At 72.5% G+C, this 11,770-nt stretch carries 13 protein-coding genes and 1 pseudogene; 4 read left to right on the top strand and 10 right to left on the bottom strand.

Features of this window, described 5'->3' with window-relative positions; genetic code table 11:
* Positions 1–107: 107 nt before the first annotated feature.
* Together AWZ10_RS22070 and AWZ10_RS22065 are read left to right on the top strand one after the other, a co-directional pair.
* The gene (locus AWZ10_RS22070; RefSeq protein ID WP_060891876.1) at positions 108–1,910 is read left to right on the top strand and encodes a glycoside hydrolase family 15 protein; all 1,803 of its coding nucleotides are present in this window, start codon (positions 108–110) and stop codon (positions 1,908–1,910) included.
* 5 nt (positions 1,911–1,915) lie between these two features.
* Positions 1,916–2,671, top strand: coding sequence for an SDR family oxidoreductase (locus AWZ10_RS22065; RefSeq protein ID WP_037691309.1), 756 nt, complete (start codon positions 1,916–1,918; stop codon positions 2,669–2,671).
* Positions 2,672–2,820: 149 nt separating this feature from the next.
* Here the strand turns inward: AWZ10_RS22065 and amaP are convergent, their stop codons facing one another.
* The 5 genes from amaP to AWZ10_RS22040 are packed head-to-tail and all read right to left on the bottom strand — an operon-like array spanning position 2,821 to position 5,216.
* On the bottom strand, positions 2,821–3,399 hold the full coding sequence (gene amaP, locus AWZ10_RS22060) for an alkaline shock response membrane anchor protein AmaP (RefSeq protein ID WP_060891875.1): 579 nt from the start codon (positions 3,397–3,399) through the stop codon (positions 2,821–2,823).
* Between the two features lie 6 nt (positions 3,400–3,405).
* A complete protein-coding gene (locus AWZ10_RS22055; protein WP_046709524.1) occupies positions 3,406–4,119 on the bottom strand; it encodes a DUF6286 domain-containing protein in 714 nt (237 codons plus the stop codon).
* Positions 4,116–4,490: an Asp23/Gls24 family envelope stress response protein gene (locus tag AWZ10_RS22050; RefSeq protein WP_046709525.1), complete on the bottom strand. Its 375-nt coding sequence runs from the start codon at positions 4,488–4,490 to the stop codon at positions 4,116–4,118. The genes AWZ10_RS22055 and AWZ10_RS22050 overlap by 4 nt, the downstream gene beginning before the upstream one ends.
* Entirely contained in the window at positions 4,487–4,672 is a 186-nt protein-coding gene (locus AWZ10_RS22045) for a hypothetical protein (RefSeq protein WP_037691317.1), read from the bottom strand. Before AWZ10_RS22045 ends, AWZ10_RS22050 begins: the two co-directional genes overlap by 4 nt.
* 58 nt (positions 4,673–4,730) lie before the next feature.
* Positions 4,731–5,216, bottom strand: a complete 486-nt coding sequence (locus AWZ10_RS22040) for an Asp23/Gls24 family envelope stress response protein (protein ID WP_037691318.1) — start codon at positions 5,214–5,216, stop codon at positions 4,731–4,733.
* Positions 5,217–5,303: 87 nt separating this feature from the next.
* On the opposite strand from AWZ10_RS22040, the gene AWZ10_RS22035 reads away from it, so the two are divergent.
* Positions 5,304–6,083 (top strand): hypothetical protein, encoded by a 780-nt coding sequence (locus AWZ10_RS22035; protein ID WP_060891874.1) that lies wholly within the window; start codon positions 5,304–5,306, stop codon positions 6,081–6,083.
* Between the two features lie 24 nt (positions 6,084–6,107).
* On the opposite strand, the gene AWZ10_RS22030 is transcribed toward AWZ10_RS22035, so the two are convergent.
* The 3 genes from AWZ10_RS22030 to AWZ10_RS22020 all read right to left on the bottom strand — a co-directional run bounded on the left by AWZ10_RS22030 (position 6,108) and on the right by AWZ10_RS22020 (position 9,193).
* Positions 6,108–6,899, bottom strand: a complete 792-nt coding sequence (locus AWZ10_RS22030) for an enoyl-CoA hydratase/isomerase family protein (RefSeq protein WP_046707633.1) — start codon at positions 6,897–6,899, stop codon at positions 6,108–6,110.
* 125 nt (positions 6,900–7,024) lie between these two features.
* On the bottom strand, positions 7,025–7,246 hold the full coding sequence (locus tag AWZ10_RS22025) for a helix-turn-helix domain-containing protein (protein WP_006123601.1): 222 nt from the start codon (positions 7,244–7,246) through the stop codon (positions 7,025–7,027).
* 348 nt (positions 7,247–7,594) lie between these two features.
* The gene (locus AWZ10_RS22020) at positions 7,595–9,193 is read right to left on the bottom strand and encodes an ABC-F family ATP-binding cassette domain-containing protein (RefSeq protein ID WP_060891873.1); all 1,599 of its coding nucleotides are present in this window, start codon (positions 9,191–9,193) and stop codon (positions 7,595–7,597) included.
* A 253-nt stretch (positions 9,194–9,446) separates the two neighbouring features.
* On the opposite strand from AWZ10_RS22020, the gene AWZ10_RS22015 reads away from it, so the two are divergent.
* Positions 9,447–9,869, top strand: a complete 423-nt coding sequence (locus tag AWZ10_RS22015) for a VOC family protein (protein WP_060891872.1) — start codon at positions 9,447–9,449, stop codon at positions 9,867–9,869.
* A gap of 27 nt (positions 9,870–9,896) precedes the next feature.
* Here AWZ10_RS22015 and AWZ10_RS22010 read toward each other — a convergent pair whose 3' ends face one another.
* Both AWZ10_RS22010 and AWZ10_RS22005 read right to left on the bottom strand, forming a co-directional pair.
* The gene (locus AWZ10_RS22010) at positions 9,897–11,312 is read right to left on the bottom strand and encodes a hypothetical protein (protein ID WP_173531619.1); all 1,416 of its coding nucleotides are present in this window, start codon (positions 11,310–11,312) and stop codon (positions 9,897–9,899) included.
* A gap of 168 nt (positions 11,313–11,480) precedes the next feature.
* A pseudogene (locus tag AWZ10_RS22005) lies at positions 11,481–11,770 on the bottom strand (hypothetical protein); the annotation flags it as partial.

The following is an 11,770-nucleotide window of genomic DNA, read 5'->3' as shown; positions in this document are numbered from 1 at the left end:
CAGCGGCACCCGGCGAGCGCCGGTGCGTGGAACCCGCCCCCGCCCGGCCGCCGACGCCCCCGGATCCGTCGGATTGATCGCCCCCCGCTCCGGGAACCCGATCCCCCGTGCACCCCCACATCGAGGACTACGCGCTCATCGGCGATCACCAGACGGCCGCGCTGGTGAGCCGCCAGGGTTCCATCGACTGGCTCTGTCTGCCCCGGTTCGACTCGGCCGCCTGCTTCGCCGCGCTGCTCGGCGACGAGGAGAACGGCCACTGGAGAATCGCGCCCGCAGAGGGCGGGACCTGCACACGACGGGCCTACCGGCACGACTCGCTCGTCCTGGACACCGAGTGGGAGACGGACGAGGGCGCGGTGCGGGTCACCGACCTGATGCCGCAGCGCGACCGCGCCCCCGACGTCGTACGCATCGTGGAGGGCCTGTCCGGCCGGGTGACCCTGCGCAGCACCCTGCGCCTGCGCTTCGACTACGGCTCGGTCGTGCCGTGGATGCGCAGGTCGGACGGTCACCGCGTGGCGGTCGCCGGCCCGGACTCGGTGTGGCTGCGCAGCGAACCCGGGGTGCGGTCGTGGAGCGAGGACCGGGCCACGTACGCGGAGTTCACGGTGGAGCCGGGCGAGAAGGTCGCGTTCGTGCTGACCTGGCATCCCTCGCACGAACCCCGCCCCCGCCTCGTCGACCCGTACCGGTCGCTGCGGTCGAGCCTGCACGACTGGCAGGCCTGGGCGGCGCGCTGCCGGTACGACGGCCCGCACCGGGACACCGTGGTCCGCTCCCTGATCACCCTCAAGGCCCTCACCTACGCCCCGACCGGCGGCATCGTCGCGGCCGCCACCACCTCCCTCCCCGAGGAGATCGGCGGCGTCCGCAACTGGGACTACCGCCACTGCTGGCTGCGCGACTCCACCCTCGCCCTCGGCGCGCTGCTGGCCTGCGGCTACCAGGAGGAGGCCGAGGCCTGGCGCGACTGGCTGCTCCGCGCGGCCGCGGGCGACCCGGCCGACCTGCAGATCATGTACGGCCTGGCCGGCGAGCGGCGTATCCCCGAGCACGACCTGCCCTGGCTGTCCGGCTACGAGGGCTCACGCCCGGTCCGGGTCGGCAACGACGCCGTGCACCAGCTCCAGCTGGACGTGTACGGCGAGGTCATCGACTCCCTGTTCGTGTCCCGGCGTTCGGGCCTGCCCGACAAGCCGGACATGTGGCGGATGCAGTGCGCGCTGATGGAGTATCTGCTGACGGCCTGGCGGAAGCCGGACGAGGGGCTGTGGGAGGTGCGCGGGCCGCGCCGCCACTTCACGCACTCCAAGGTGATGTGCTGGGTGGCCGCCGACCGTGCCGTCCGCACCCTGGAGGACGACCCGACGCTGACCGGCGGCGACCTCGACGGCTGGCGGGCCCTGCGCGACGAGATCCACCGCGAGGTCTGCGAACGCGGCTACGACGCCGACCGCAACACCTTCACCCAGTCGTACGGCTCCCGCGAACTCGACGCCGCGCTGCTGCTCATTCCCCTCATGGGCTTCCTGCCGCCGGACGACCCCCGGGTCATCGGCACGGTCGACGCGATCCGCGAGGAGCTGAGCCATGAGGGGCTCGTCCGCCGCTACGGCGCGGACCACCTCACGGCCGCGACCGGCTCCGTCGACGGGCTGCCGGGCGGCGAGGGCACGTTCCTCGTCTGCTCCTTCTGGCTGGCGGACGCCCTGCACCTGACCGGCCGTACGGATCAGGCGCGCGAGCTGTTCGAACGGCTGGTGGGGCTGGTCAACGACGTGGGACTGCTGGCGGAGGAGTACGACCCCGTCGCGGGCCGGCAGCTCGGGAACTTCCCGCAGGCGTTCAGCCATGTCGGTCTCGTGGGCACCGCCCTCGCCCTCTTCGACGGGGAGAAGGCAGGATAGGGGTCATGGATCTTGGGCTGAAGGACCGTGTCTACATCGTCACCGGGGCGACCCGCGGACTGGGCAACGCCGTCGCGCGGGAACTCGTCGCCGACGGTGCGAAGGTGGTCGTCACGGGCCGCGAGGAGGAGAGCGTGGGTGCGGCCGCGGCCGCGCTCGGAGCGAACGCGGTGGGGGTCGCCGTGGACAACGCCGACCCCGAGGCCGCCGGGCGGCTGATCGCCACCGCCCGTGAGTACTTCGGGGGCTTCGACGGCATTCTGGTCAGCGTGGGCGGGCCGGCGCCGGGGTTCGTCGCGGACAACACGGACGAGCAGTGGACCGCCGCGTTCGAGTCGGTGTTCCTGGGGGCGGTCCGCCTGGCGCGGGCCGCGGCCGAGGAGCTGAGCGAGGGTGGCGTCATCGGGTTCGTGCTGTCGGGGTCCGTGCACGAGCCGATTCCGGGGCTGACCATCTCGAACGGGCTGCGGCCGGGGCTGGCCGGGTTCGCCAAGTCGCTGTCCGACGAGCTGGGGCCGCGGGGGATCCGGGTCGTGGGTCTTCTTCCCGCCCGCATCGACACGGATCGGGTGCGTGAGCTGGACGGGATGTCGGCTGATCCGGAGGCGACCCGGACGGCGCACGAGTCACGGATTCCGTTGCGGCGGTATGGGCGGCCGGAGGAGTTCGGGCGTGCCGGGGCGTTCCTGTTGTCCCCGGCCGCGTCCTATCTGACGGGGATCATGCTGCCGGTGGATGGCGGGATGAGGCACGGGTTCTGACGGTCGGGTCGCCGGGGTCGGGGCGTCGAGGGCGGGGCGTCAGGGGTCGATCGCCGGACGCGGATCGCAGGGGCGGGTCGCACCCACGCGGCGGAGCTTCAGGTCTGGACGGCCGCGTGCCCCTCGGGGAGTCGGGGCGAGGTCGGCTGTCAGCTCACCCTCTCCGCACGGTGTTTGGCTCCTTGCAGCCGGACCTCCGCCGGAAGCGCGGCCAGTCCCGCTGAATCCCTGGCGTGGGCCAATGCCTCCGTGGTCAGGGTGTGCAGGGCGTCGCCGGGGTTCACGAGGGGCTGGAGGAGGAGGCGGACCCGGGCCTCGGGAGCGTTGCGGCGGCCGGTCAGGCGGGTGCGGGCCCGGTCGACGCCGTCCGCCTCGGCCGCCTCGGTGGTGAGTACGCCCTCCAGCGCCCGCCCCCGCAGCAGTGCTCCCTCGCCGTCGCCGGTGTCGACGAGTACCTCGGCGAGGCGGTGGCGGCGCAGGACCGCCGTCAGCCACCACAGCGCGAACAGGACGAGGAGGGCGAGCACGGCGATGACGGTGGGCCACCACCAGCCGGAGTCGTGCCAGCGCGCCCGCTCCGCGTCGCTGAGCAGCACGTCCTTGTGGCCGTCGTGCGGCCACCACGAGGGCGGGTGCACGCCGAGTCCGACGGCGAGGACGGCGCCGCCGACCACGAGCAGGACGAGCCCCACGATGGCGAGCAGTACCCGGTTGACGATCCTCAGCACCGTGTCTCACCCCTTCCGGCCGGGCCGGCGGACATGCACCGACAGGGCGGGCGGCCGGGCGAGGCCCAGTCCCCGGATGCCGTCCGCGAGCGTGACGTCCAGGTCGGCCCGTACTTCGTCGAGCTCCCGGAAGTGGGACACCGCCCGGACGTCGACCCGCCTGCGTCCCGCCCGGACCCGCACGGACCGCACGCCGGACACCTCCATGGCCCGGTCGCGCAGGGCCAGCGCGGCGGCGCCCCGGTGCAGTCCGGCCCGTACGTCGGGGTGGACGCGCCGCATGGGCAGGACGTCCCGCAGCCCGGGGGTCACGGCGAGCACGAACAGCCACAGGCCGAGGAGGACGGCGACCGCGGCGCCGACAAGCACCCACGTGTCGTCGAGGGGCCGCTCGGCCAGCTCCCGGGCCAGCGAACGGCGCCACTGCATGGCGGGCCGGTCGGCGCGGACGGCGGCGACGTCGTACAGGAAGAGGCCCGCGCCTGCGAGCAGCAGTACCGCGAGGATGCCCGCGGGAGCTCTGCGCGCTGACCAGAAGCGCTTCTCCCTGCCGTTCTCACCGTCGAGGACGGGCAACGGGTCGTAGGCGGCGGCGGACGCCGACTGGTCCGGCTCGCGGTCGTCCGCCCTGCCGTCGGCTGTCGCGTCGGCCGTGTCGTCGGCCTTCTCGATGACAGGCAGTCGTCGAGTGCCGCCGTCGGAGCGCTGGGGTTCGCTCATCGCGCCCTCCCCTGTGCCACGTCGTGTGCGTGCGCCGGGTGCAGCCGTTCCACGTGGACGGCCACCTCCGACACATGCATTCCCGCCAACGTCCCTACCCGCTCGGTGACATGACGACGCACGGCAGCGCATTGGCCACCGATGTCCGAGGGGTAGGGGAGCCCGAGACTGACGCTGACGCGCGCGGTCTCGTGACGTACCACGACAGTGGCGTTCGGGGGCGCGGAGTCCGGCGTCGGCGCCACCAGTGCCTCGCGCGCCGCCTGCGCGGCGATCTTCGCGACCACCCGGTCGGCGATCCGGGTCGCCCCGCGCTCACCGGACGGAACGGCCCTGCTCTGCGCGGGACGGCCGCTGTCCACCGGATTCATCGGCGTCGGTCGTCACGCCGGCGGAAGAAGTCGCCCAGCTCCAGGTCGCCCTCCAGGAACCGGCCGGCGACGAAGCCGACGGCACCCAGCGCGGCGACCAGCAGAAAGGCGCCGAATCCGCCGAAGTACCCGGCGAAGCCGAGCGCCATCCCGGCGATCATGCCGATCACGGCCAAGCTCATCCTGCGCTCCTAGGGACTCAAGGACTCCTGTCGCGTTCCACCGGGGCCGAGGCTCCGCTCACTGCAGCCGGGAGTCGGGCTCCTCGTCCTCCTCGTCCGGCAGCTTCACATCGCTGACGGCGATGTTGACCTCGACGACCTCCAGGCCGGTCATCCGCTCGACGGCCGCGATGACGTTCTCGCGCACATCACGGGCCACGTCGCTGATGGACACCCCGTAGTCGACGACGATCTCCAGGTCCAGCGCGGTCTGCACCTCACCGACCTCGACCTTCACGCCGCGGGTCACCGCCTTCGACCCGCCCGGCACCCGGTCCCGCACGGCCCCGAAGGTCCGTGACAGCCCGCTGCCCATGGCATGCACGCCCATCACTTCCCGCGCGGCGAGCCCGGCGATCTTCTCCACGACGCCGTCGGCGATGCTCGTACGCCCCCGTTCCGCCGGATCTCCGCCGCCGCGCCGGGTGGTCTTCCGCCCGACCTGCGTCGGCTCCTTGGTGGTGTCGGGCCCTTCCGTCCGGTTCCGCTCCGTCATGTCAGTCATGCCGTACGTCCCTTCCGGTCATCCCCCTCAAACCCACAGTAAGCGCGGTTCCGGCGCCGCGCGCCGGGGATGCGGCAGGCTGGAGGAATGACGGCGGACGGATGGACGAAGGCGGTGCGCCGGCAACTCGCGCTCGGGCGCCTGCTCCCCCTGGGCGGCGCGAACGACGGCGCGTGGATCACGGAGAGAGCCGCCGAAACGGTGTTGCGCTGCGGGAGCGCCGCATTGCGAGGGCTCAGTCTCGGGCAGCTCCGCATCTCCCCGGCCGACTCCGACGACTCCGACGACTCCGACGACTCCGACGAGCACGATGCGGCCGTGCCGCCGCCCCCGAGCGCGCTGCCGCCCGGCCGGCTCCGCATCACGGCCGACTTCGCGGCCGTCGCGGGACCGACCGCGGAGCCCTTCCCGGCGATGGCGGCCCGCCTGCGTACCGTCCTCTTCGCCACCGCCGCGGAACGCCTCGGCCTGCGGGTGACAGAGGTGGATCTCCGGGTGACGCACCTGTGGGAAGGCGACGAGGAGCCTGTGTGTCCGGCCCCCGAACCCCCGCCCGCCGCCGCGCCCCCGCCCGCCGGCGACGACGACGACGACGACGAGAGCGTGCGCGCGGCCGCCGCGGCCCTCTCGGTCCCCGGCGTCACCCACTCGACCCGCCGCACCACCGCAATCGGCGGCCACATCGCGACAGGGCCCGCCCTCCCCCGCCGCCACATCCTCCTGGAAGTGGCGGTGACAGCGGAAAGACGAGCCCTGGACACGGCACGCGAGGTACGGGCGGCGGTGAGCGAGGCCCTACCGGACCGTCCGTCGGTGGCGGTCCTCATCACGGCGGTGACGGCCGCCGTGCCACCCCCCGACCGCTGATCCCTGTGGGCTGTTCCGCCCCGGCTACTCCCCCACCCCGGCGAGGTCCCGCAGGCGCCGGGCCTGCGCCGCCCGCTCCGCCGCCCGCTGTTCGTCGTACGAACGCCCCTGCGCCCCGCGCAGCAACGTCTTCGTCTCGATCACCGCGTCCCGCGGCGCGGCCACGAGCGCACCGGCGAGATCCCGCACCGCGTCGTCGAGCTGGTCGCCCGGCACCGCGAGGTTCGCGAGCCCGATCCGCTGTGCCTCGTCCGCCTGGACGAAGCGCCCGGTGAGGCAGATCTCCAGCGCGCGGGCGTACCCGACGAGGCCCACCAGCGGGTGCGTCCCCGTGAGGTCGGGCACGAGCCCGAGGCTGGTTTCGAGCATGGCGAACTGCACGTCGTCGGCGACGACGCGCAGATCACAGGCAAGGGCAAGCTGGAAGCCCGCACCGACGGCGTGTCCCTGCACGGCGGCGATGGACACGATGTCGTTGCGCCGCCACCAGGTGAACGCCTCCTGGTACTCGGCGATGGTCGAGTCGAGCCCGGCGTCGTCACGGCGCGCGAGATCGATGAACGACGGCTCCCCCTCGATGCCTTCGGGCGTGAACATCTGCCGGTTGAGGCCGGCGGAGAACGACGCGCCCTCGGCACGCAGCACGACCACACGGACGGAGCCCGGCACCGACCGCCCGGCCTCGGTGAGCGCCCGCCACAGAGCGGGGCTCTGCGCGTTGCGCTTGGCCGGATTGGTCAGCGTCACCGTGGCGATGGCGTCGTCGACGGTGAGCCGTACGCCGTCCTGGTCGAGCAGCGGTTCGAGCGAAGCCATGGGGCGCCTCCGATGAGTGCGGTCAGCAGAGCGATGGAGCGATGCTAAGTGACTGCACAGTAACCACCCGGTCGATCAGCCGACCGACCGGGTGGCCACCATCGAAGCCGATGGGCCGCCCGGCGTCAGGCCGAGGCGGCCTTCTTGCCCCTTGTCGCGCCGCCACGCCCTCGGAGCGTGACGCCCGACTCGCTGAGCATCCGGTGTACGAAGCCATACGAGCGGCCGGTTTCCTCGGCCAGCGCCCGAATGCTCGCACCGGAGTCGTACTTCTTCTTCAGGTCTGCCGCGAGCTTGTCGCGCGCGGCGCCGGTAACCCGGCTGCCCTTCTTCAGAGTCTCGGCCACCCGGTCCTCCTCATGGGAAGTGCGCTCTGGTCTCCTCATGATCACCCCTCCGGCGCGCGATGGCCACCCATTCGGCAAGGTCCGTGGGACAAGGTTTTGCCGACAGGAGCGCGTACTCACGAGTGGAATCTGTGATTCCGCCCAGGGTCGTCCGTACACCCGAACGGGTTGTTCAGTGAAGTGCCAGGTCAGAGACGCGTGACGGCCGAGCCCTTCACGGAGAAGGGCTCGGCCGTGAAATCGATGTAGGACACACCTCGGTACGAGGAGATCTCACACAGATGATGGATCACGGATGGGCCGAATGATCCATACGCAGTTGATCAACCCATTCGGCCGGTCACTCGCTCAGGCGAGCGCGACGAGATCCGCGTAGTCCGCGCCCCACAGGTCCTCGACGCCGTCCGGGAGCAGGATGATCCGCTCCGGCTGGAGCGCCTCGACCGCGCCCTCGTCGTGGGTGACGAGGACGACCGCGCCCTTGTAGGTGCGCAGGGCGCCGAGGATCTCCTCGCGGCTGGCGGGGTCGAGGTTGTTCGTCGGCTCGTCGAGGAGGAGGACGTTCGCGGACGACACGACCAGGGTCGCGAGTGCGAGACGGGTCTTCTCGCCGCCGGAGAGGACCCCGGCCGGCTTGTCGACGTCGTCGCCGGAGAACAGGAACGAGCCGAGCGTCTTGCGGATCTCGACCAGGTCCAGGTCGGGGGAGGCGGAGCGCATGTTCTCCAGGACCGTGCGCTCCGGGTCGAGGGTCTCGTGCTCCTGCGCGTAGTAGCCGAGCTTGAGGCCGTGGCCTTCGAGCACCTCGCCGGTGTCGGGCTTCTCCACGCCGCCGAGGAGGCGCAGGAGGGTGGTCTTGCCGGCGCCGTTGAGGCCGAGGATGACGACCCGGGAGCCCTTGTCGATGGCCAGGTCGACATCGGTGAAGATCTCCAGCGAGCCGTACGACTTCGACAGCCCCTCCGCGGTGAGCGGGGTCTTGCCGCAGGGCGCGGGCTCCGGGAAGCGCAGCTTGGCGACCTTGTCGGAGACCCGTACCGCGTCGAGGCCGGCGAGCAGCCGGTCGGCGCGCTTGGCCATGTTCTGCGCGGCGACGGTCTTGGTGGCCTTGGCGCGCATCTTGTCGGCCTGCAAGTGCAGCGCGGCGGCCTTCTTCTCGGCGTTCTGCCGCTCGCGCTTGCGGCGCTTCTCGTCGGCCTCGCGCTGCTGCTGGTAGAGCTTCCAGCCCATGTTGTAGACGTCGATCTCGGCGCGGTTGGCGTCCAGGTAGAACACCTTGTTGACGACCGTCTCGACCAGGTCGACGTCGTGGGAGATGACGATGAAGCCACCGCGGTAGGTCTTGAGGTAGTCCCGAAGCCAGACGATCGAGTCGGCGTCGAGGTGGTTCGTCGGCTCGTCGAGGAGCAGGGTGTCCGCGTCGGAGAAGAGGATCCGGGCCAGCTCGATACGGCGGCGCTGACCACCGGAGAGGGTGTGCAGCGGCTGGCCGAGCACCCGGTCGGGCAGGTTGAGCGCGGCGGCGATGGTGGCGGCCTCGGCCTCGGCGGAGTACCCGCCCTTGGTGAGGAACTCCGTCTCCTGGCGCTCGTACTGCTTCAGCGCCTTCTCGCGGGTGGAGCCCTGGCCGTTGGCGATGCGCTGCTCGTTGTCGCGCATCTTGCGGATCAGTACGTCGAGGCCGCGGGCGGAGAGGATGCGGTCGCGGGCCAGGATGTCGAGGTCGCCGGTGCGGGGGTCCTGCGGGAGGTAGCCGACCTCACCGGAGCGGGTGATGGTGCCGCCGGCCGGGATGCCCTCGCCGGCCAGGCACTTGGTGAGGGTGGTCTTGCCGGCGCCGTTGCGGCCGACCAGACCGATGCGGTCACCCTTGGCGATGCGGAAGGTGGCGGACTCGATGAGGACGCGGGCACCGGCGCGCAGCTCGACGGCGGAGGCGGAGATCACGGACAGACTCCAGGGCGGATTGGGGTGGCAGGTGGGCGGCTGAGGCGTTCCCGCCGTCTAATGCGCGAGGAGAATGGCCATAGGCCGATTCTAACTGGGGGCGGCAAGCGGTTTTCCGCCCGTATGACAAGGGATCACGTGGTCTCGGTCACCGGCGCGCCCGGTATCGGTCCGGGCCGCTCGCCCGGCGGGGCGTTGTCGGTGGCGGGTGCAAAACTGAGCAGCGGGTCGTATTCCGGACGACGGAGAGGTCGTGATCGGTATGACGGGCAGGAGCGACGGACGTCCGAGCGTCTACCCGACACTGCTGTACGCGGACGCCAAGGCCGCCATCAGGCAGCTCACGGAGGCGCTGGGCTTCACCGAGCTCTCGGTGTACGAGGGCGAGGACGGGGTGGTGCAGCATGCCGAGCTGACGCAGGGCAACGGCGCGGTGATGGTCGGCTCCAAGGGCAGCGGCAGCGTCTTCGACGGCGCGATGAAGGGCGCGGGGCCCGCCGGGGTGTACATCGTCGTGGACGACGTGGACGCCCACCACCGGCGGGCCGTGGAGCACGGCGTGGAGATCCTGACGCCCCCGACGGACCAGGACTACGGTTCGCGGGACTACATGGCCCGGGACGCCGAGGGCAATGTGTGGAGCTTCGGCACGTACGCCCCCGAGACAGGCGGCTGACGCGCGCCCCGGTTCTCCGTGTCCCGGTCAGCTGCCTCCGGTGTGCACCTGGAAGGCGGCGCGGCGGACGGCCTTGGCGAGGGCCGGGTCGGGGTGGGCGGCGGCGAGGGCGACCAGGACCTGGACGGTGCGGGGGTGGCCGACCGCGCGGACCTCGGCGAGCAGCGCGGGGACCGTGGGCTGCACCGCGGACTCCAGATGCCGTACGAGGAGGGGGGCCTCGCCGTGGTCGGCGACGGCGGCGGCGGTGTCGACCCAGAGCCAGGTGGCCTCCTCGCGGGTGAGGACCTCGTGCGCGTCCTCGGGGTCGGCGCCGTCGTGCACGGCGAGCCAGAGCAGGGCGTAGGGGCGCAGCGGGGTCTCGTCGGCGACCGTGCGGACGTCGGGCTCCGCGGGGGCGCCGACGACGCGCAGGGCCTCGAAGGCGAGGCCCCGGATGAGGGCGTCCTCGCCGCGGGCTGCGTCGATGAGCTCGGTGACGGCGCCGCCGACGGGGCGGGCGGCGAGCCAGGCGCGGTACTCGGCGCGGGCCGCGTTCGGGCGGAGCTGGGCGCAGCCTCTGAGCATGTCCTCGGCGGAGACCTCGATGTTCCCTGCGGGGCTCTGCGCGGCGACGCAGATCTGCTCCAGCTTGACCCAGACCGCCCAGCTGCCGAGCGGGGTGAGGGTGGCCTGGGCGTCGTCGTAGGTGAGGGCGCCGACGGAGGCGAGGGCGCGCAGGGACCAGTCGAGCAGGGGCGCGAGCGGGGTGTCCCCGGCGCCGGGCTCCGGGCTCGGCTCGGGCTCCGGTCTCGGCTCGGCCTGTGGACTGTAGGGGACCTCGCAGCGCTCCGTGCGCAGTTCGGTGACCCGCTGTTCCAGGAGGTCGAGGAGCTGCTCGACGGGGACGGGCCCGGCGGAGAGCTGGAGGAAGGAGAGCACCTGGGGCATGGCCGAGACGACCTCGGCGACCGCTGCGGGCTCGCGGTCCTCGGGCTCGGGGTAGGCGATGGACCAGGCGTCGAAGAACGCGACCCAGCCGCGCAGCACGGCGCTGTCGTCGCGGTTCCAGGCGCGCAGCCGCCAGCCGGGGCGCGCGCTGTCGCCGTGCACCTCGATGAGTCCGGCCAGCCGTGCCGTGTCCCAGTCGTGGCGGACCTGATCCGGGGTCAGCCCCAGGTGGACGGCGGCCCGTTCGGCGGTCGCGGCGGAGAGGGTGCCCTTGCCGTCGGGGCTCGCGCTCTCGCGGCCGGGGCGCAGGGCGGCATCGGCCCAGTGGGCGACGCGAGCCGCGTCCGCCAGGACGGCGCGGGCCATGCGGGCGAGTTCCACGGGCGGCGGTGTGCCCTCCGGGGGCCGGGGAGCCGGTCGGCGACGCTGGGTCACTGCTGCTCGGGGAGCGGCGGCCAGGGTTCGCGGGCCGACGAGTCGGAGCCTGGAGTCGCGCGGGTTACGGGACGTCACGGGGGCAGTCTTCCGGTTGACGGTCGGAAAACCCAAACGGAATGTCACAGCGGGCGACAGGGGTGGCCAACGCACGGGTTCCCCAGGGGGTGACATCGATGGGATCGCCTTGGTGCGGCACTAAACGGAATGTGGCGTACCTCTCTGTCGCCGACGGCCCGCGGTGGCCTACGTCAGTGGGGTGAGGAAGCGGCGGAGGGCTTCCTCGTAGGCCTTGGGGTCGGCGTTCCACATGGCGCCGTGCGGGGCGAGGCGGACCGTGCGGAGGGTGACCCGGTCGGGGCGGAGGGCCGCGAGGCGGCGGGAGGGGCCCCAGGGGGCGACGGTGTCGTCGGGGCCGTGGAAGAGCAGGGTCGGCGTCCTGAGCCCCGGTGGGACGGTGTCCCGGTCGGTGGGGGCGGCGCGCAGTCCCGTACGGCCCTGGGCGGCGCGGACCGCGAGGGGCAGCAGCGCGCCGG

Source organism: Streptomyces europaeiscabiei (assembly GCF_001550375.1).
Taxonomy (GTDB): domain Bacteria; phylum Actinomycetota; class Actinomycetes; order Streptomycetales; family Streptomycetaceae; genus Streptomyces; species Streptomyces europaeiscabiei.
This window is presented reverse-complemented; position numbering and strand designations above follow the sequence as displayed.

Coding starts and splice junctions, on each gene's coding strand:
- AWZ10_RS22065 (WP_037691309.1), top strand. CDS start 1,916: ATGGATCTTGGGCTGAAGGACCGTGTCTACATCGTCACCGGGGCGACC.
- AWZ10_RS22055 (WP_046709524.1), bottom strand. CDS start 4,119: ATGAGCGAACCCCAGCGCTCCGACGGCGGCACTCGACGACTGCCTGTC.
- AWZ10_RS22050 (WP_046709525.1), bottom strand. CDS start 4,490: ATGAATCCGGTGGACAGCGGCCGTCCCGCGCAGAGCAGGGCCGTTCCG.
- AWZ10_RS22045 (WP_037691317.1), bottom strand. CDS start 4,672: ATGAGCTTGGCCGTGATCGGCATGATCGCCGGGATGGCGCTCGGCTTC.
- AWZ10_RS22040 (WP_037691318.1), bottom strand. CDS start 5,216: ATGACTGACATGACGGAGCGGAACCGGACGGAAGGGCCCGACACCACC.
- AWZ10_RS22035 (WP_060891874.1), top strand. CDS start 5,304: ATGACGGCGGACGGATGGACGAAGGCGGTGCGCCGGCAACTCGCGCTC.
- AWZ10_RS22030 (WP_046707633.1), bottom strand. CDS start 6,899: ATGGCTTCGCTCGAACCGCTGCTCGACCAGGACGGCGTACGGCTCACC.